This window comes from Paracoccus fontiphilus, assembly GCF_017356265.1.
Lineage (GTDB): Bacteria > Pseudomonadota > Alphaproteobacteria > Rhodobacterales > Rhodobacteraceae > Paracoccus > Paracoccus fontiphilus.
This window is the reverse complement of record NZ_JAFNAW010000026.1, coordinates 1-18,838: the sequence shown is the minus strand read 5'-3', so window position 1 is coordinate 18,838 and position 18,838 is coordinate 1. Positions and strand designations below refer to the sequence as shown.

Here is an 18,838-nt window from a genome sequence, read left to right as displayed (position 1 = left end):
CTAGCTGGGATCGCGGCGCAGGTCGTTGACGCCGCCCAGCACGGGGCCCTCATCATCCATGTCGATGGCGATGGCCCCCGTGGCGCGCAGCCGCCCGAGATCCAGCATCAGGCAAGGCCAGTCCGCCTTCTCGACCCTGGCCGCGACCACCACGATGCGGCGCGGCTGGCAGGCGGCGGGCGCGCGGGTCTCGGCTCCCTTGCCGGTGAAATGCCAGACCTGCCAACCCCCCGGCAGCGCGGCCATCCGGTCGCGCTTGTCGCCCTGCCAGGCAGGGCGGGCGGCCGATTCCTCTTGCGTGACGACCTCGCCGTCCTCTTGCAGCCAGGTCTCGACGATGAAGGCCCCGCCCGAGGGTTTGGACACGGCCCGTCCCGCCACGGTCATCAGCCCCACGGCCTCGCCTTCGGGCGCAACCAGCAGCAGCGGGCGGCTGGCGGTCAGCCAGATCGCCCCGGACGCCGCCAGCATCGCAAGACCGGCCAGGAAGCCCGCCCCCATCGGGCCGGGCCGCCGCGCGGTCATCCCTTGCCGCCAGCACAGCACCGCCAGCGTCGCGCCGAAGCACATCAGCGGAATCACCGGGCCGGGCGGCAAGGGCAGCGCCGTGACCGATCCGCCAAGACCCGCCACGTATTCCGCGACCCGCAGCATCCAACGGGTGCCCAGTCCCATCACCCACAGCGCCGGTCCCGCCAGCCCCACCGGGGCCAGCAGCGCGCCAATCACGCCTGCGGGCATTACCAATGCCCCCATGACCGGCACGACCAGCAGGTTTGCGATCAACCCATACTGCGCCATCCGGTTGAAATGCGCCGCGGCCAGCGGCGAGGTCGCGATGGATGCCACAAGCGAGGAAACGATCAGCATCGCCACCGGCCTCAGCCAGAAAGGCAGGTGGGGCGAGATGCGCGACCATGGCCCGGCGGACAGGATCAGCGCGACGGTGGCCGCGAAGCTCATCTGGAAGCCGGGATGGGTCACGGCCTCGGGCGAATAGATCAGGATGATGGTCGCCGCCAGGGCGATGGTGCGCAGCGAGATCGCGCGCCGGTCGGCCATGATCGCCAGCAGCATCACCGCGACCATGACAAAGGCCCGCTCGGTCGCCACCCCGCCGCCCGACAGCCACAGATAGGCGGCCGAGGCCAGCAGCGCGCCAAGCGCCGCGATCTTGTGGACCGCCTGCGGCAAGGGTGCGCCCAGGCCCTGCGCCAGCACCAGGGCCATGCGCAGCGCGGCATAGACGAAGCCCGCCAGCATCGACATGTGCAGGCCCGAGATCGAGATGATGTGATAAAGGTTCGACGCCCGCATCACCTCGTTCGTGGCCTCCGTGATCCCCGAACGGTCGCCGGTCATCAGGGCCGAGGCCACGGCGCCTTCCTGCCCGCCGATGCCGTCCTGAATCGCCCGGCTGATCGCCATGCGGGCGCGGTGCATGGCCCAGAGGCCCCCTTCGGCCGGTTCCACGGTCATGATGGGGTTGCGGGTGTAGCCCACGGCGCCCAATCCCTCGAACCAGGCCAGCCAGCGGAAATCGAAGCTGCCGGGCGAGGCCGGGGCAGGCGGCGGGCCAAGATGGCCGGTCAGCATGACCCGCTGGCCCAGGGGCGGCAGCGGATCGGTCTGGTCCATCAGCGACAGCCGCACCTTGGCGGGCGTTCGGTCGGGGGCAGTGTCGCGCAGGACCGCCCGGTCCAAGGTGATGCGGATGCGGTCGCGGGCGGAGCGGTCGATGTCCACCAGCCGCCCCTCGACGGGCCCGTAGTATCGCCATTCCATGACAGGGGCCGCGACCATTGCGGATCGCAGCCCGATCAGGCCGAAGCCCGCGATGACCAGCAGAGCCGCGGTCGCCCCGATCCGCAGCCCGTCCGCCAAGGGCCAGCCGATGCGGCCCCGTTCCGCCCAGGGCAGGGCCAGACGCTCGGCGGCAAGCGCAGCCAGCGCCAGCAGGCCGGCTGCGGTCCACAGCCATCGCGACGGCGGGGCCGGCAGCGCGAACCACAGGGCGATTCCGGCGGCAAGGCAGACCGGCACCCAGGCGAACAGCCCCGCGCGCAGCGTGGCGGCCATCCGGGCGGGCCGCACGTCGGCGTGCCGCAGGGCCGCGCGCGCGCCGGAAAGGCCCGGCAATGCCGTCATGTCGCCCGAGGCGGCCATTCTTGTCCTTTCGCACCGGCTTGGCTATCTCTGCGCCCGAACACTGGCATGGACAGCTTACCAAAGCGTTAATGCCCGCCCGATCCAGGAAGCCGCCATGTCCGACACGCCCATCGTCACCCGCTTCGCGCCCTCGCCCACGGGATACCTGCATATCGGCGGGGCGCGCACGGCGCTGTTCAACTGGCTTTACGCGCGGGGCCGGGGCGGCAAGTTCCTGCTGCGGATCGAGGATACCGACCGCGCCCGCTCCACGCCCGAGGCGACCGAGGCCATCCTGAAGGGTCTGTCCTGGCTGGGTCTCGACTGGGATGGCGAGCCGATCAGCCAGTTCGAGCGCAAGGACCGCCATGCCGAGGTGGCAAGGCAGATGCTGGACAGCGGCGCTGCCTACAAATGCTTTTCCACGCCCGAGGAGATCGCGGAATGGCGCGAGGCGAACCCGCGCCAGCCGTTCCAGAGCCCGTGGCGCGATGCGACGGACCTGTCCGATGCGCCTTATGCCATCCGCCTGCGCGCGCCGCGCGAAGGCGAGACGGTCGTGAACGACGCCGTGCAGGGCACGGTGCGGGTCAGCAATGACCAGCTTGACGACATGATCATCCTGCGGTCGGACGGCACGCCCACCTATATGCTGGCGGTGGTGGTGGACGACCACGACATGGGCGTGACCCATGTGATCCGGGGCGACGACCACCTGACCAACACCTTCCGGCAGGTGCAGATCTTCGATGCGATGGGCTGGCCTCGTCCGGTCTTCGCCCATATCCCGCTGATCCATGGCGAGGACGGCAAGAAGCTGTCGAAACGCCACGGCGCCGTAGGGCTGCATGAATTCGCCGCGCTGGGCTATCCGGCGGCGGCGATGCGCAACTATCTGGCCCGGCTGGGCTGGAGCCATGGCGACGACGAGCTGTTCGACGACGCCCAAGCCCGCGACTGGTTCGATCTGGGGGGCATCGGCCGGGCGCCCGCCCGGCTGGACTTCAAGAAGCTGGAGCATGTCAGCGGCCATCATATCGGCGCCATGCCCGATGCCGAGCTGATGGCGGCGCTTGATCTGTTCCTGTCCGAGACGGGGGCCGAGCCGCTGACGCAGCGTCAAAGGGATCGGGTGATCGCCGCGCTTCCGGCCCTGAAGGAAAAGGCGAAAACCTTGCCGCAACTGCTGGATCAGGCCCGCTTCGCGCTGATCGACCGGCCGGTGGATCTGGACGAGAAAGCATCAAAGTCTCTGGATACGGTATCCCGTGGTATGCTGTCCGCGTTGACTGCCGCAGTGCAGCATGTTAGCTGGACGCGAGACGAGCTGGAGCAGGCGGCCAAGCAGGTCGCCGAAGAACACGGCGTCGGGTTGGGCAAACTGGCGGCGCCGCTGCGCGCGGCCTTGGCTGGCCGGACGGCGACCCCCAGCGTGTTCGACATGATGACGGCGCTAGGCCGCGAGGAATCGCTGGCCCGGTTGCAGGACCAGACGGATTTGGCAGGCTGACGCCTGCCCTCACTTGCCAGGGTCGTCCCGCGCGAAGTCGCCCCCGCGAACGCAAAGGTCGGCCCGGCTCAGCCGGAAAGGACGCATTGGATGGCCGACGCGACGACCGCCACTCTCAAGATCAACGACTCGGAATACGAGCTGCCGATCCTCAGCCCGACAGAGGGGCCGGACGTGCTGGATATCCGCAAGCTGTACGGCCAGGCGGATGTGTTCACCTATGATCCCGGCTTCACCTCGACCGCAAGCTGCGATTCGACCATCACCTTCATCGACGGCGACAAGGGAGAGCTGTGGTATCGCGGCTATCCCATCGAGCAGTTGGCGGCGCAGTCCCATTACCTGGAAGTCTGCTACCTGCTGCTTTACGGCGAACTGCCCACCGCCGAGCAGATGGAGGATTTCGAGCGTCGCGTGACCCGTCACACGATGGTGCACGAGCAGATGCACAACTTCTTCCGGGGCTTCCGCCGCGACGCGCACCCGATGGCGACCATGGTGGGCGTGATCGGCGCGATGTCGGCCTTCTACCACGACTCGACCGACATCAACGATCCCTGGCAGCGCGAGGTCGCGGCGATCCGGCTGATCGCCAAGGTGCCGACCATTGCCGCCATGGCCTACAAGTATTCGATCGGCCAGCCGTTCGTCTATCCGCAGAACGAACTGGATTATGCCAGCAACTTCCTGCACATGTGCTTCTCGGTCCCGGCCGAGAAATATGTCGTGGACCCGGCCCTGGCCCGCGCCATGGACCGCATCTTCACGCTGCACGCGGATCACGAGCAGAACGCCTCGACCTCGACCGTGCGTCTGGCGGGCTCGTCGGGCGCGAACCCCTTCGCCTGCATCGCGGCGGGCATCGCCTGCCTGTGGGGACCGGCCCATGGCGGCGCGAACCAGGCCTGCCTGGAGATGCTGCGCGAGATCGGCACCGTGGACCGCATCCCGGAATACATCGCCAAGGCCAAGGACAAGGACGATCCGTTCCGCCTGATGGGCTTCGGCCACCGGGTCTACAAGAACTTCGACCCGCGCGCCAAGGTCATGAAGGAATCGGCGGATGAGGTCCTGGATCTGCTGGGGGTGCACGACAACCCGACGCTTCAGGTCGCCAAGGAACTGGAACGGATCGCGCTGGAGGACGAGTATTTCGTCTCGAAGAAGCTGTATCCCAACGTCGATTTCTACTCGGGCATCATCCTCGAGGCGATGGGCTTCCCGACCTCGATGTTCACGCCGATCTTCGCGCTGTCGCGGACGGTGGGCTGGATCGCGCAATGGAAGGAAATGATCGGCGATCCGCAGGCCAAGATCGGCCGTCCGCGCCAGCTGTATGTGGGGGCGGGAAAGCGCGACTATCTCGAAGTCGCCGCGCGCTGATCTGTCGCACCTCGGACAGGGCCCCTGCGGGGGCCCTTTCTCGTTGCGCCCTTGCGAAGGCGCCGGGCCGGTGGCAAGGGAAGCAGCCATGACAGAGATACAGAAAATCGCGCTGGTGACCGGCGCATCCCGAGGCCTCGGTGCCGCCCTGGCCGAGGATCTGGCCGGGCGCGGCTATCACGTCCTGGCCGTGGCGCGCACGGTTGGCGCGCTGGAGGAACTGGATGACCGCATCCGCCGCGCGGGCGGCAGCGCGACCCTGGCGCCCATGGACGTGACCGAGGCGCCCGCCATGCAGCAACTGGCCCAGTCCGTGCTGGGCCGCTGGGGCGGGCTGGATCTGTGGGCGCATTGCGCGATCCACGCCGCGCCCCTGGCGCCCGCGCCGCATGTCGACGGCAAGGACTGGGCCAATTCGGTTCTGGTCAACATGGACGTGGCGCGCGGGCTGATCGCCCTGCTGGAGCCGCTGCTGCGCGTTCGGAAGGGCACGGCGCTGTTCTTCGACGATCCCCGCGCGGGGCAGAAGTTCTTCGGCGCCTATGGCGCGACCAAGGCGGGCCAGATCGCCCTGGCGCGCAGCTGGGGGGCAGAAACTGCATCCGTCGGGCCGCGCGTGGTCATTGCCGAGCCTGCGGCGATGCCCACGGCAGTTCGCGCGCGCTTCTTCCCCGGCGAGGATCGGGCGGCACTGACGCCCTGCAAGAAGGAAGCCGCGCGCATTCTGGACGCGCTTTAGGGTGCGTCCCGCGGCAGGCCGGGGGCTGTCTGCCCCCGGACCCCCGAGGGTATTTTCTACAACGAAGAAGCCAAAGGGCGGGTCGCTTGATCCAGCCAGGCGCGCGTAGGCTTGTCCAGATGCGGCGACAGCGCGTCGCGGACCCGGGCGTGATAGGCGTCAAGCCAGGCGATGTCGTCGCGCGACAGCGCCGAGACGTCGATCAGGCGGCGGTCGATGGGACAGAGGGTCAGGGTCTCGAAGCCCAGCATGGTGCGGCCCGGCTCGGCTTCGGCCGGGGTGATCGCGACCAGGTTCTCGATGCGGATGCCGAAGGCGTCCTCGCGGTAATAGCCGGGCTCGTTCGACAGGATCATGCCCGCCTCCAGCGGCAGGGTGCTGATGCGGCTGATGCGCGCCGGGCCTTCGTGGACGCAGAGCGCCGCGCCGACGCCGTGGCCGGTCCCGTGATCGTAATCCTGCCCCTGCATCCACAGGTATTGCCGCGCAAGGGCATCCAGATGCGCCCCGGCGACGCCTTGCGGAAAGCGCGTCCGGCTGACCGCGATCATGCCGCGCAGGACGGCCGTGCAGGGGGCGATGGCGTCGGGCAGCGGATCGCCCAGGGGCACCGTGCGGGTGATGTCGGTGGTGCCGTCGGGATATTGCCCGCCCGAGTCGATCAGCAGCACCTCGCCCGCTGCAAGTCTGCGGTTGGTGGCGCGGGTAACGCGGTAGTGGACGATGGCGCCGTTCGGGCCCGATCCGCAGATCGTGTCGAAGCTGATGTCGGCGATGCCGGCCTCGCGGCGCAGGGATTCGAGCTTCTCGACCACGTCAATCTCGGTCAGAGAGGCCGGTTCCCGGGCGTCGAGCCAGGCCAGCAGCCGCACCATCGCCACCCCGTCCCGCAGATGGGCCGCGCGCATCCCGTCCAGTTCGGCGGCGTTCTTGCGGGCCTTTGGCAGGATCGCCGGATCGGTGGCGCGGGCGATCTGGGTGTTCGCGCTTTCCAGCAGACGGAAGGCGGCCTCGGGGGCCGAGGCGGGGTCGATGCGGACCGGGCCTTCCAGATCCAGAAGCGCGGGCGCCAGGCCCTCGGGGTGCAGGATCGCGACCTCGTTGCCCAGATGGGCGCGCAGCGTGTCGTCGAACTTGGCCGGGTCGGCGAACAGCGCCAGGTGGCCGTCGTCCGACAGGACGGCGAAGGATTGCACGACGGGGTTCCTGGGCAGGTCGCTGCCCCGGATGTTCAGCAGCCACGAGATCGAGTCGGGCAGCGTCAGCAGCGCCGCCGCCTGTCCCTGCTCTTGCAGTTCGGCAGCCAGCCGGGCGCGCTTGTCGGCCGAGGTCTCGCCGGCCAAGGCATCGTCGTGGATGCGCGCCTGGCCGACAGGCGGTGAGGGGCGGTCTGCCCAGACCACGTCCAGCGGGTTTCGATCGACCGCGATCAGCCCTATGCCGCTGTCGGCAAGGGCCTTTTCCAGCTTCTCGATTTCCTGCCGGGTATGCAGCCAGGGATCGAAGCCCAGGCGACCGCCCGCAGGAAGGGCATCCCGCAGCCAGTCCGAGGGCTTGGTTTCCGGCCATGGCACCGGCGTGAAATGCGCCAGATCCACCTGCGCCTTGACCTGCACGCGGTAACGGCCGTCGATGAAGACGCCCGCCCGACCGGCGGTCACGATGGCGAACCCCGCGCTGCCGGTGAAGCCCGTGAGCCAGGCAAGCCGCGCATCGGCGTCGGCCACGTATTCGCCCTGGTGGGCATCCGCGCGGGGCACGACGAAGCCGTCCAGGCCGTCGGCGGCAAGGCGCGCGCGCAGTTGCGCCAGCCGGGCCGGATGGTCGCCCCCGCCCGCGGGATCGTCGAAGGACTGGAGGCTCACAGCGTGATCGCCTCCATGACCTCGGGCTCGATCACGGTCACTCCGGGCAGGCCGTCGATCAGCGCCTGGGCGGATTGTTCCAGCAGGGGGAAGGTCTTGTAGTGGCAGGGGATCACGGTCCTGAAGTCGAAGTACTTCCTGGCCGCCCAGGCCGCGCGCCGCATGTCCATGGTGAAATGCCCGCCCGCACACAGGATGCCGATGTCGGGCCGGTGGTATTCGCCCATCCAGCCCATGTCGGCCATGATGTCGGTGTCGCCCGAGACATAGATCACATGCCCCTCTCCGGCGATCATGTAGCCCGATTCGTGGCCCGCATAGATCGGCCCGTCCGCCCCGTCGAGCGAACTGGAATGGGACGCGTTCACCATCGTGACCCTGGCCCCGCCCAGATCGACGGTGCCGCCCTTGTTGAAGCCGATCCCCTCGACATCGTGATGGGTGACCCAGCTGTTGACCAGGTCATAGATGCCCGCGACAGGGATCTTCAGCTCCTTGGCGATGGCCAGCGTGTCGCCCGAATGATCGCCGTGGCCGTGGGTCAGCAGGACATGGGTCGCGCCCTGGATGGCATCGCTGCGGCGATCCTCGGGGAAGACCGGGTTGCCGGAAATCCAGGGGTCGATCAGGATCACGGCCTTCTCGATCTCCAGGCGAAAGCCGGAATGTCCAAGCCAGGTCAGTTTCATCGCGGTTCCCTTTGCCGGTGTCGGGGGCAGGTTAGCGGCGGGCCGGGGCCGTGACCAGACGCGATCAGACGGGCGCCGCATCCTCCAGACGCAGGCGCAGGCGTTCGCGCCCCCCCCAGGTGGACAGATCCAGCTTGCCTGCCAGATGAAAGCGCCGCCCGCGCGCGCCGATCAGCGCGGGGCCCAAGGGGCCGGTCATCGCGCCCCAGGCCACGGCTTCCAGCGCGGGGCCGCCCGCGCTGCGGAAGGACAGGCGCAGGTGATTGTCGCCCATGGTGCCTGCGCTGTCGATCATCTGGTCGGCAAAGGCGAAGCGCGGCGCGGGGGCGGCCTGGCCGAAGGGGCCGGCATCCTCCAGTTGGCGATACATCCGGGGGGTGGCGCCCGCGCATTCCATCAGCCCCGAGATGCGCAGATCCCGCGCCCCCGTCCGCTGCGCCAGGTCGGTTGCGATCAGGTCCGACAGCCGGGCCATGGCGGCAGGGATCATGGCCTCGGCCACGGTCAGGCCGGCGGCCATGGTGTGACCGCCGCCCTTGATCAGCAGCCCTTCATCCGCAAGGCGATGGATCGCGCGGCCCAGATCGACGCCGGGCACTGACCGGGCAGACCCCTTGCCGATGCCGCCATCCACGCCGATCACGACCGAGGGCAGGTCGGTCGCCTCCTTCACCCGCGCGGCGACGATGCCCACGACGCCCGGATGCCAGCCCTGACCGGCGGCCCAGGACAGGCGGGCATCGCCGCGCGCCTCGACCTGGGCCAGGGCCTCGTCGCGCACGGCGGCCTCGATGGCGCGGCGGTCGCGGTTGAGCATGTCCAATTCGGCGGCCAGCCGCCCGGCCTCTCGCGGGTCGCGGCAGGACAGGCACAGGGCGCCCAGATCGGCGCGCCCGACCCGGCCGCCCGCGTTGATGCGCGGACCCAGCAGGAAGCCCAGGTGAAAGGCGCCGGGCGGGCCGTCCAGCCGGGCCACGTCGGACAGCGCGACCAGTCCGGGCCGGCGCCTGCGCGCCATGATCGCCAGACCCTGCCGCACGAAGGCGCGGTTGACGCCGACCAGGGGCGCCACGTCGGCCACGGTGGCCAGGGCCACCAGATCCAGCATCGCCATCAGGTCGGGCTCGGGCCGTCCCAGGCCGCGCAGCACCCGGCCCGCCTGCACCAGCGTCAGGAACACCACCCCCGCGGCGCAGAGATGGCCAAGGGCGCCATCCTCATCCGCGCGGTTCGGGTTCACGACCGCCAGGGCAGGCGGCAGGGTCTCGCCGCCCAGGTGATGATCCAGCACGATGATGTCAGTGCCCGCGGCGGCGGCAAGAGCGTCATGGCTCAGCGTGCCGCAGTCCACGCAGACGATCAGGTCGTGATTTTCGGCCAGAGCCGCCATGGCGGGCGCATTCGGGCCATAGCCCTCGTCGATGCGGTCGGGGATGTAAAGCGTGGCATCACGCCCCTGGCCACGCAGCCAGTCCAGCAGCAGGGCGGCGGAACTGCCGCCGTCCACGTCATAGTCGGCAAAGATGGCGACGCGTTCGCCCTTCACCGCCGTTGCGACCAGCCGTTCCGCGGCAACCCTCATGTCGCGCAGGGACAAGGGATCGGGCAGCAGGTCGCGCAGTCGAGGTGTCAGGAAGCCGTCCGCCTCATCCGCCTCGACCCCCCGCTCGGCCAGGATGCGCGCAACGGCCAGGGGCAGGCCGGTGCGCTGCGCCAGCCCCTCGGCCAGGCGGTCGGCCGTGCCGTCCGGGCCGATCCACCGCCGATTTGTCAGCGATTGCTCGATTCCCAGAAACGTCACGGCCTACCTTCTTCGTTGTCCAAATACCCTGGGGGAGCCGCGCGGCACGCGCGGCGGGGGCAAAGCCCCCCTTACTTGATGGGGTTGCGATAGATCATCCGCCGGACCGATCCGGTCTTCGAGCGCATCAGGATCGTCTCGGTCTGCAGATAGTTCGGCTCGCGCTTGACGCCTGCGACGATCGACCCGTTCGTCACCCCGGTCGCCGCGAAGATGACGTCCCCCGTCACCAACTCGTCGCGCGAGTAGATCCGGTCAAGATCGGTGATGCCGGCCTTGCGCGCGCGGCCCTTTTCGTCGTCGTTTCGGAACAGCAGCTTGCCCCACATCTGCCCGCCCATGCATTTCAGCGCGGATGCCGCCAGAACGCCCTCGGGCGCGCCGCCCGATCCCATGTACATGTCGATGCCGGTCAGCTCGGCCTCGGCGCAATGGATCACGCCGGCCACGTCGCCGTCGGTGATCAGCCGGATCGCCGCGCCGGTCGAGCGAACCTCGGCCACCAGATCCTCGTGCCGGGGACGTTCCAGGATGCAGACGGTGATGTCGCTGTCCTCGACGCCCCGCGCACGGGCCAGGGCGCGGACACGTTCCGAGGGCGACATGTCCAGGCTGACCACATCGGTCGGATAGCCCGGCCCGATCGCCAGCTTTTCCATGTAGACGTCGGGCGCGTGCAGCAGCGTGCCACGCTGAGCCATGGCGATCACGGTCAACGCGTTCGGCATGTCCTTGGCGGTCAGCGTGGTGCCTTCCAGCGGGTCCAGCGCGATGTCCACCTCGGGGCCCTCGCCGGTGCCGACCTCCTCGCCGATGTACAGCATCGGGGCCTCGTCGCGCTCGCCCTCGCCGATGACCACGACCCCCTTGATGTCCAGCATGTTCAACTGGTCGCGCATGGCGTTCACGGCGGCCTGGTCGGCGGCCTTCTCGTCGCCGCGCCCGATCAGCCGGGCCGAGGCATGGGCAGCCGCCTCGCTGACGCGGGCTAGGCCCAGCGAAAGCATCCGGTCGTTGAAATCCTTGGGCGCGGTCATGTCCATCCCTCGTTGACGCAGGTCCGTCCGGCTTCTACGCCCGCCCTGCCGCAGCGACAAGTGTTGACGGCGCTAACGGATCACGCCTCGGCCAGGTCGAGGGCCAAGGCATGGATGCGGGGGACGATGTCGCCCAGGGCGCTGTGGACCAGCCGGTGCCGCTGCACGCGGCCAAGGCCCGCGAAGGCCGGGCTGGCCATGCGGATGCGGAAATGGGTCTGGCCGCCGTCGCGGTATCCCGCATGGCCGCGATGGCTTTCGCTTTCGTCGATGACCTCGATCCGGGTGGGATTCAGCGCGGCCAGCCTTTGGCGCATTTCGTCGGCAATCATTCGTCAAGACCTTTCATGTCGCGTCAAAAACTCTAAACTGCCGCCTCCGAGTCGCAAAGGTGCCCCAGGATGAGCAGTAACGACCCGTTCGGATTCGATATTTCGGCCGCGAAGGACAAGAAGCGCAAGAACAAGGGCCGTCGCGGCATGTCCGGCGCCTTCGAGACCTCGACCCGCATCTGTGACAAGCAGGGCTGCGACGAGCCGGCCCAATACCGCGCGCCCAAGAACCCGCGCAACCTTGATGACTACTTCTGGTTCTGCAAGGACCATGTCCGCGAATACAATGCGAACTGGAATTATTTCCAAGGCCAGTCCGAGGAGGAGTTCCAGCAGTTCATCGACAACGCGACCGTCTGGGAACGCCCGACCAAGCCCTTTGGCCGCGCGGCTGCCGAGGACAAGTGGGCGCGGCACGGCGTCAGCGACCCTCTGGAAATCCTGGGCGCCAACGGCACCGCGCCCGAGGCGCGCGCCAAGGCCAGCCGCAAGCTGCCCCCGACCGAGCGCAAGGCGCTGGACATCCTAGAAGCCAAGGACACCTGGACGCGGGCCGAGATCCGCAAGCAGTACAAGTCGCTGGTCAAGGACCTGCACCCCGACATGAACGGCGGCGACCGGTCCGACGAGGATCGACTGGCCGAGGTGGTCTGGGCCTGGGACCAGGTCAAGGACAGCCGGTTCTTCAAGGATTGAGGCCGGGTTTGGGGGCTGCCGCCCCCGTCCCCTGTCGGGGACTCCCCCGCGGGTATTTCCGCAACGAAGAAGCCGTCAGGCCGGCTTTCGGCGGAAAAGGGCGGCGGCAAGCGCGAGCAGAGCGAACAGGATTGATGGCGCATCGCCCCATCTCATCCACGGGGTGCCGGGCAGGGAAGCGGGCAAGGGGGCGTCGATCTTGCCTTCGACGCCCAGGCCGAGGGACTGGCGAACGTGGCCATGCGGGTCGATCACCGCGCTGATGCCGGTATTGGCCGCGCGGACCAGCGGCAGGCCGGATTCGATGGCACGCAGCCGGGCTTGGGCAAGGTGCTGGTAAGGGCCCGAGAACTGCCCGAACCAGGCGTCGTTCGTTGCCTGCAGCAGCCATCCGGGGCGCTGATCAAGGCCGCGCAGGTGCTGCGGGAAGATCGCCTCGTAGCAGATCAGCGGCTGGAAATCGGGCACCCCCGGCGCGGCCATGATCGCAGGGCCGGGTCCTGCGGAATAGCCATTGCCTTGTTGCGCGGCAAAGGCGCCGATGCCCAGCTGCGCCAGCGCGTCGCCCCAGGGAATGTACTCGCCGAAGGGCACAAGGTGGAACTTGTCGTAGATCTGGCCGACCGTCGCGTCGGTGTCCAAGGTGACGAGGCTGTTGAAGAACCGGCTGCCATCCCGGCGCTGGATGCCCATGACCAGCGGTGCGCCTGCGGCCTGCGCCATCGCGGGCAGGACCGGCTCGGCATCTTCCAGCAGGAAGTTGACGGCGGTTTCCGGCCAGACGACCAGATCACGGGACCCGGGTGCCGCCGACAGGTCCAGCAGTCGCTGGAAGAAGATCGCCGCCCATTCGGGGTCCCATTTCAGGTGCTGTTCGGCGTTGGGCTGGACAATGCGCAGGATGGTCTGCGTGTCGGGCGGCAGCGGTTGCGCCAGCCGCGCCATGCCCCCGAGCCATAGCCCGCAGGTCAGCAGCAGCGCGGCAAGGGCGGCGGAAACCGGCCGCAGCAAGGAGGGGAGGACCGCCAGAGCCAGCGTGGACAGGCTCAGCCCCAGGGCTCCGGTCCAGGCGGCGGTTTGCGCGACCGGCGTGTCGATCCAGACATGGCCGGTCAGGGACCAGGGCAGGCCGGTGAAGATCCAGCCGCGCAACCAGTCGGACAGGACCAGGGCGGCGGCAATCGCCAAGGCACGGCGGGGCGCATCGGTTGCCAAACGCGCAGCCCACCCGGCCGGGATAGCCCAGAACAGCGCGCCGCCAAGCGCCAGGAGGAACAGCGCGAAAGGCGCCATCCAGCCATGGATCTCGGGTTCGACCAGGAACGGCTCGACGATCCAGTGCATCGACAGGCAGAACCAGCCCAGGCCGGCGGCCAGCATGGGCCAGAACGCGTTGCTTGCCCGCGAGGCGCGGCGGATCACCAGCGCCAAGGCAACCGGCGTGGCGATCCAGAGGCCGAAGGGCGGCAAGCCAAGCGCGGCGATCAGCCCGAGCGACAGATCGGCCCCGAGTTGCCGCAGCGGCGGTCGGCCGGCCAGAGCGCGCATCGGCAGCGATCAGGCGTCCGCGTCGGCGTTCGGTTGGGGTTCCGCTGCTGCCGGGTCGTCCGTCTTCTTGCGGCGGGTGCGCTTGGGCTTCGGGGCTTCCTGGGTCGCGGCTTCGGAGGGTTCCTCGGCCTTCTTGCGCCGGGTCCGCTTGGGCTTCTCGGCAGGCTCGGAAGTCTCGGCACCGGTTTCGACTGCTTCCGCCTCGGTCTTCTTGCGGCGTGTGCGCTTGGGCTTCTCGGCAGGTTCGGCAGGGGCTTCGACCGCTTCCGGCTCGGCCTTCTTGCGGCGGGTGCGCCGGGGTTTCGGGGTTTCCTCGGCCGCCGGTTCGAGGGGGGCCACCGGGACTGGGGTCTCGGCTGCCGCTTCGGCAGGCTCTGCCGGGGCTGGCGCTGCCGGGGGGGCAGGGACTTCAGCCGCCGGGGTTTCGGTCACGGCATCGGGCGTCTCGATGACGGGCGTTTCCGGAACGGCCGCCGTGTCCGCAGTGGCATCGGACTTCCTGCGGCGGTTGCGATTGCGGCGCGGCTTGTCGGCCGCCTCGGGCATCGTCGGTTCAGGGGCTTCCACGAGCTTTGCTGCGGCATCCCGGTCAGCCGCGACGGCTGCAAGGGACGGGCGCAGTTCGACCAGCATGAATTCCGGGACGTGATCGCCCATGCCGACCACGGCGGGGCCGCGATGGTCCTCGCGGCGGCCGCGACGGTCGCCCCGCTGGTCGCGGCGGTCGTCCCGCCGGTCCTCGCGGCGATCGTCCTTGCGATCCTCGCGCCGGTCTTCCCGCTGCGCCTCGCGGCGCGGCTCCTCTCGTGCGGCTTCGACGGCACGCTCCTCGCGGCCGTCGCGGCGGTCCTCGTCACGGCCCCGGTTCTTGTCGCGGCCACGGCCCTTGTCGCGGCCGGTGCGGCGATCCTCGCGACCGGCGTTGCGGTCGGATTCGGCCAGGGTGAAGCCTTCGGGAAGGGCGGCGCGGGGCAGGGTCTGTTTCACGAGGTTCTCGATGGCGGCCAGGTATTTGTCATCCGCCGGGGTGGCGATGCTGAAGGCGCTGCCCAGGCGTCCGGCGCGGCCGGTGCGGCCGATGCGGTGGACGTAATCCTCGGCGTGCGAGGGCAGGTCGTAGTTGAAGACATGGCTGACGGCCGGGATGTCCAGGCCACGTGCGGCCACGTCGGAGGCCACCAGCAGGCGCAGCTTGCCGTCGCGGAAATTGTCCAGCGTGCGGGTGCGGTGGCTCTGGTCCAGGTCGCCGTGGATGGGCGCCGCGTCATAGCCGTGCTTGGCCAGCGACTTGGCGACGATGTCCACATCGGTCTTGCGGTTGCAGAAGATGATCGCGTTCGTGACCTTGTCGCCTTCGGCGTCGATCAGCGCGCGCAAAAGGTCGCGCTTCTGCTTGGCGGCCATGTCGCGGCGCGAGGGCGCCAGCTCGACCAGCCTCTGGGTGATCGTCTCGCTGGTGGTGGCCTGGCGGGCGACCTCGATCCGTTCGGGGGCGTGCAGGAAGGTGTCGGTGATCCGCTCGATCTCGGGCGCCATGGTGGCCGAGAAGAACAGCGTCTGGCGGGTAAAGGGCGTCAGCTGGAAGATCCGCTCGATATCGGGGATGAAGCCCATGTCGAGCATCCGGTCGGCCTCATCCACGACCATGATCTGCACGCCGGTCAGCAGCAGCTTGCCGCGTTCGAAATGGTCCAGCAGGCGGCCGGGCGTCGCGATCAGCACGTCCACGCCCCGGTCGATCAGCTTGTCCTGTTCGCCGAAGCTGACGCCGCCGATCAGCAGCGCCTTGGTCAGGCGGGTGTGCTTGGCATAGGTGTCGAAGTTTTCGGCCACCTGGGCGGCCAGTTCGCGGGTCGGGCACAGGACCAGCGACCGGGGCATCCGGGCACGGGCGCGGCCACGGCCCAGCAGGGTGATCATCGGCAGCGTGAAGCTGGCCGTCTTGCCGGTGCCGGTCTGCGCGATCCCAAGGACGTCGCGGCCTTCCAGCGCGGGCGGGATGGCGCCGGCCTGGATCGGCGTCGGCACCTCATATCCCGCCTCGGCGACGGCCTGCAGCACTTTGGGGTCAAGCTTCAGATCGGAGAATTTCGTCATTCAGGGGCTTTCCAAGAGTCGGACGCCAGTCCGGCTGGCGCGATGCGTTCCACCGCCGCGAAGCCCGGATGGCTGGTGCGGCCTGCCATGGGACGCAGAACTCGCACGCCCCTTCAGTCGGCCCGCCGGATGCAGGCCATGCCGTGCGTTATCCCAAGTGGACGGCCACGTCAATGTTTTGACCGGAAAACCTCGCGTAAAAGGGAGGTTTCGACGGGCTTCGGGGGCTTTCGGTTGACCTTGCACCGCCCCAGGCGGTAACCGGCAGGCGACAGTCAGGAAAGCGATGATGAACCTCTTTACCGATCTGCGCGGCGTCGTTCTGGCCGCGCTGGACCAGATGGTGCAGGCGGGCGAGCTGCCGCAGGGCTTGGATTTCGGCAATGTCGCGGTGGAACCGCCGCGCGATCCCGCCCATGGCGACATGGCGACGAACGCCGCGATGGTGCTGGCGAAACCGGCGGGGATGAAGCCGCGCGAGATTGCCGACAGGCTGGCCGCACGCCTGACCGACGGACGGATCGCCGCGGCCGAGGTCGCGGGGCCGGGCTTCCTGAACCTGCGCCTGTCGCCGGCCGTCTGGCAGGGCGTGGTCGCGACCGCCATCCGCGAGGGCGCGGATTTCGGGCGTTCGGCCATCGGCGCGGGGCAAAAGGTCAACGTGGAATTCGTCAGCGCCAACCCGACGGGGCCGATGCACGTCGGCCATGTGCGCGGCGCGGTTTTCGGCGATGCCCTGGCGAACCTCCTGGCCTTTTCCAGCCACGATGTGACGCGCGAATACTACATCAACGACGGCGGCGCGCAGGTCGATGTGCTGGCGCGGTCGGCCTTCGAGCGTTACCGCGAGGCCAACGGGCTGGAGCCCGAGATCCGCGAAGGGCTGTATCCCGGCGACTACCTGATCCCCGTGGGCGAAGCGCTGAAGCAGAAATACGGCACCAGCCTGCTGGACAAGCCCGAATCCGACTGGCTGGTCGAAGTGCGCGATTTCGCGACCGAGGCGATGATGGCCATGATCCGCGAGGATCTGGCGGCGCTTGGCGTGCGCATGGACGTCTATTCCAGCGAAAAGGCGCTGTACGGCACCGGCCAGATCGAGGCCGCGATCGAGCGGCTGCGGTCCATGGACCTGATCTATCGCGGCGTGCTGGAGCCGCCCAAGGGCAAGCTGCCCGAGGACTGGGAGGAGCGTGAGCAGCTGCTGTTCCGGTCCACCGCCCATGGCGACGACGTGGACCGCCCGATCCAGAAATCGGATGGCGCCTGGACCTATTTCGCGCCCGACATCGCCTATCACTGGTCCAAGATCGACCGGGGCTTCGACGCGCTGATCGACGTGTTCGGCGCCGACCACGGCGGCTATGTCAAGCGCATGAACGCCGCCGTCGCGGCTCTGTCGAACGGGCGCGTGCCGCTGGACATCAAGCTGATCCAGCTGGTGAAGCTGTTCAAGAATGGCGAGCCGTTCAAGATGTCCAAGCGCGCCGGCACCTTCGTCACCCTGCGCGACGTGGTCGAGGAGGCGGGCGCCGACGTCACCCGCTTCATCATGCTGACGCGCAAGAACGACGCGGCCCTGGATTTCGATTTCGCCAAGGTGCTGGAACAGTCCAAGGACAACCCGGTCTGGTATGTCCAATACGCCAGTGCCCGGGTTCATTCGGTGCTGCGCCGCGCGGCCGAATCAGGCATCGACGTGGGTGATTCGGCCTTGGCCTCGGCGGATTTGTCCGTTTTGGCGCATCCGGCGGAACTGGATCTGGCGCGGAAAGTTGCCGAATGGCCCCGGCTTGTCGAACACGCGGCCCGCGCCCACGAGCCGCATCGGGTCGCGTTTTTCCTGTATGAAATCGCGTCCGACCTGCATTCGCTGTGGAATCGCGGCAACGACGACACGTCGCTGCGCTTCGTGCAGGATGGCGATCCGGACACGTCACAGGCAAAAATCGCGCTGGTGCGTGCAGTTGGCGTTGTTATTTCAAGTGGTCTTGCTATCCTTGGGGTCACGCCGGTCAAGGAAATGCGCTGAGATACAAGGCGCCCCAGCCGGTCGGAACGGGCAGTCAAGTTCAAGTCGGATCAACCGGCAGGCAGGCAGGCTATGGCAGTGATGGATTACCGCGAAGGCGGCTATGTGTTCTCGCGTCACAAGGTGAAGCGCGAATTCTCGTACGATCAGGGCGGCTGGGACGACCGGGCGCAGGGCGACCAGTCGCGCCCCGAGGGCAACGGGCCCGAGGGCGACAGCCTGACCGGCCGGTTCGCGCGCCTGACGCATTACCTCGGCGCGGTCGCCTCGGTCGCGCTGATGGTGGGGCTGATGGTCTGGGGCTGGCAGCTGGTGTCGCGCGACGTGTCGGGCGTGCCGGTGATCCGCGCGATCACGGGCGATGCCCGCACCGCGCCCAGCGAACCGGGCGGAGAGCTGACCAACTATACCGGCTATGCGGTCAACACCGTGGCCGAGGGGGTCGAGCATCAGCCGACCCAGCAGGTCGCCATCGCCCCCGCGCCCGTGGGCCTGTCCGACGAGGACGTCGCCATGGGCCAGTTGGGCGCCACGGCCCGCGAGCCCGCCACCACCTCCGAGGTTCCGCTGAGCTTTGCGGGCGATCCCATCGTTCCGCTGTCCGACAGCGAGGCCCGCGCCCTTGCCGAGGCGCAGGCTGCCGCCGAGGCCCAGCGCCTGGCCATGGCCGACAGCGCCGTCCAGGACGCCGCCATCAGCGACGCCCCGGCCAGCGAAGGCCCCGTGAACGAGGCGCTGACGGATGAGAACGGCGTGCCGACCCAGGCCGCCGCCATCGCCGAGGCGCTGGTCCAGGCCCAGGCCGAGGCCAATCCCGGCGTGCTGACCACCTCGACCCGGCCCACGCCGCGTCCGCGCAGCACCCGCGTCGCCTCGGCCGGCACCACCGCAACCGACGCGCGCCCCGTGGCCGCCGAAAGCCGCCCGACCCAGGCGCCGGACTGTCTCTTATACACATCTC

General features: G+C 68.8%; 13 protein-coding genes and 1 pseudogene. 6 read left to right on the top strand and 8 right to left on the bottom strand.

The features are described from left to right. Complete coding sequence (locus J0F76_RS10750; RefSeq protein ID WP_242690136.1) at window positions 1-2,166, bottom strand: ComEC/Rec2 family competence protein; 2,166 nt, start codon at window positions 2,164-2,166, stop codon at window positions 1-3. A 97-nt stretch (window positions 2,167-2,263) separates the two neighbouring features. Between J0F76_RS10750 and gltX the strand changes: the two genes are divergently transcribed. The 3 genes from gltX to J0F76_RS10735 all read left to right on the top strand — a co-directional run bounded on the left by gltX (window position 2,264) and on the right by J0F76_RS10735 (window position 5,780). Continuing rightward, complete coding sequence (gene gltX, locus J0F76_RS10745) at window positions 2,264-3,658, top strand: glutamate--tRNA ligase (RefSeq protein WP_207469129.1); 1,395 nt, start codon at window positions 2,264-2,266, stop codon at window positions 3,656-3,658. Window positions 3,659-3,748: 90 nt separating this feature from the next. Then, window positions 3,749-5,041, top strand: coding sequence for a citrate synthase (gene gltA, locus J0F76_RS10740; protein WP_207469127.1), 1,293 nt, complete (start codon window positions 3,749-3,751; stop codon window positions 5,039-5,041). An 88-nt stretch (window positions 5,042-5,129) separates the two neighbouring features. Next, the gene (locus J0F76_RS10735; RefSeq protein WP_207469125.1) at window positions 5,130-5,780 is read left to right on the top strand and encodes an SDR family NAD(P)-dependent oxidoreductase; all 651 of its coding nucleotides are present in this window, start codon (window positions 5,130-5,132) and stop codon (window positions 5,778-5,780) included. 56 nt (window positions 5,781-5,836) lie between these two features. On the opposite strand, the gene J0F76_RS10730 is transcribed toward J0F76_RS10735, so the two are convergent. The 5 genes from J0F76_RS10730 to J0F76_RS10710 form a co-directional block, all read right to left on the bottom strand. Then, the gene (locus J0F76_RS10730; protein ID WP_207469123.1) at window positions 5,837-7,645 is read right to left on the bottom strand and encodes a M24 family metallopeptidase; all 1,809 of its coding nucleotides are present in this window, start codon (window positions 7,643-7,645) and stop codon (window positions 5,837-5,839) included. Beyond that, complete coding sequence (locus J0F76_RS10725; RefSeq protein WP_207469121.1) at window positions 7,642-8,334, bottom strand: metal-dependent hydrolase; 693 nt, start codon at window positions 8,332-8,334, stop codon at window positions 7,642-7,644. Before J0F76_RS10725 ends, J0F76_RS10730 begins: the two co-directional genes overlap by 4 nt. Window positions 8,335-8,398: 64 nt before the next feature. Further along, complete coding sequence (gene recJ / locus J0F76_RS10720; protein WP_207469119.1) at window positions 8,399-10,135, bottom strand: single-stranded-DNA-specific exonuclease RecJ; 1,737 nt, start codon at window positions 10,133-10,135, stop codon at window positions 8,399-8,401. 71 nt (window positions 10,136-10,206) lie between these two features. Further along, window positions 10,207-11,172 (bottom strand): class II fructose-bisphosphatase, encoded by a 966-nt coding sequence (gene glpX, locus J0F76_RS10715; RefSeq protein WP_207469117.1) that lies wholly within the window; start codon window positions 11,170-11,172, stop codon window positions 10,207-10,209. 80 nt (window positions 11,173-11,252) lie between these two features. After that, window positions 11,253-11,504, bottom strand: coding sequence for a BolA family protein (locus J0F76_RS10710; RefSeq protein ID WP_207469110.1), 252 nt, complete (start codon window positions 11,502-11,504; stop codon window positions 11,253-11,255). Window positions 11,505-11,573: 69 nt separating this feature from the next. On the opposite strand from J0F76_RS10710, the gene J0F76_RS10705 reads away from it, so the two are divergent. Continuing rightward, window positions 11,574-12,200 carry a J domain-containing protein gene (locus J0F76_RS10705; protein WP_207469108.1) on the top strand — a complete coding sequence of 209 codons (627 nt, stop codon included), beginning with the start codon at window positions 11,574-11,576 and terminating at the stop codon, window positions 12,198-12,200. Between the two features lie 75 nt (window positions 12,201-12,275). Here J0F76_RS10705 and lnt read toward each other — a convergent pair whose 3' ends face one another. Together lnt and J0F76_RS10695 are read right to left on the bottom strand one after the other, a co-directional pair. Further along, window positions 12,276-13,748 carry an apolipoprotein N-acyltransferase gene (lnt, locus tag J0F76_RS10700; protein WP_207469106.1) on the bottom strand — a complete coding sequence of 491 codons (1,473 nt, stop codon included), beginning with the start codon at window positions 13,746-13,748 and terminating at the stop codon, window positions 12,276-12,278. 552 nt (window positions 13,749-14,300) lie between these two features. Next, window positions 14,301-15,845: pseudogene (locus J0F76_RS10695) on the bottom strand (DEAD/DEAH box helicase); the annotation flags it as partial. Window positions 15,846-16,134: 289 nt separating this feature from the next. Here J0F76_RS10695 and argS point away from each other — a divergent pair. Both argS and J0F76_RS10685 read left to right on the top strand, forming a co-directional pair. Further along, on the top strand, window positions 16,135-17,877 hold the full coding sequence (gene argS, locus J0F76_RS10690) for an arginine--tRNA ligase (RefSeq protein WP_207469096.1): 1,743 nt from the start codon (window positions 16,135-16,137) through the stop codon (window positions 17,875-17,877). Between the two features lie 81 nt (window positions 17,878-17,958). Continuing rightward, window positions 17,959-18,838, top strand: an 880-nt coding sequence (locus J0F76_RS10685) for a hypothetical protein (protein WP_207469094.1), incomplete at its 3' end; no start/stop codon positions are given.

Bases quoted from the DNA above. Each gene is read 5' to 3' on its own strand.
- J0F76_RS10750 (WP_242690136.1), bottom strand. From the start codon at position 2,166: ATGGCCGCCTCGGGCGACATGACGGCATTGCCGGGCCTTTCCGGCGCG.
- gltX (WP_207469129.1), top strand. From the start codon at position 2,264: ATGTCCGACACGCCCATCGTCACCCGCTTCGCGCCCTCGCCCACGGGA.
- gltA (WP_207469127.1), top strand. From the start codon at position 3,749: ATGGCCGACGCGACGACCGCCACTCTCAAGATCAACGACTCGGAATAC.
- J0F76_RS10735 (WP_207469125.1), top strand. From the start codon at position 5,130: ATGACAGAGATACAGAAAATCGCGCTGGTGACCGGCGCATCCCGAGGC.
- J0F76_RS10725 (WP_207469121.1), bottom strand. From the start codon at position 8,334: ATGAAACTGACCTGGCTTGGACATTCCGGCTTTCGCCTGGAGATCGAG.
- glpX (WP_207469117.1), bottom strand. From the start codon at position 11,172: ATGACCGCGCCCAAGGATTTCAACGACCGGATGCTTTCGCTGGGCCTA.
- J0F76_RS10710 (WP_207469110.1), bottom strand. From the start codon at position 11,504: ATGATTGCCGACGAAATGCGCCAAAGGCTGGCCGCGCTGAATCCCACC.
- J0F76_RS10705 (WP_207469108.1), top strand. From the start codon at position 11,574: ATGAGCAGTAACGACCCGTTCGGATTCGATATTTCGGCCGCGAAGGAC.
- lnt (WP_207469106.1), bottom strand. From the start codon at position 13,748: ATGCGCGCTCTGGCCGGCCGACCGCCGCTGCGGCAACTCGGGGCCGAT.
- argS (WP_207469096.1), top strand. From the start codon at position 16,135: ATGAACCTCTTTACCGATCTGCGCGGCGTCGTTCTGGCCGCGCTGGAC.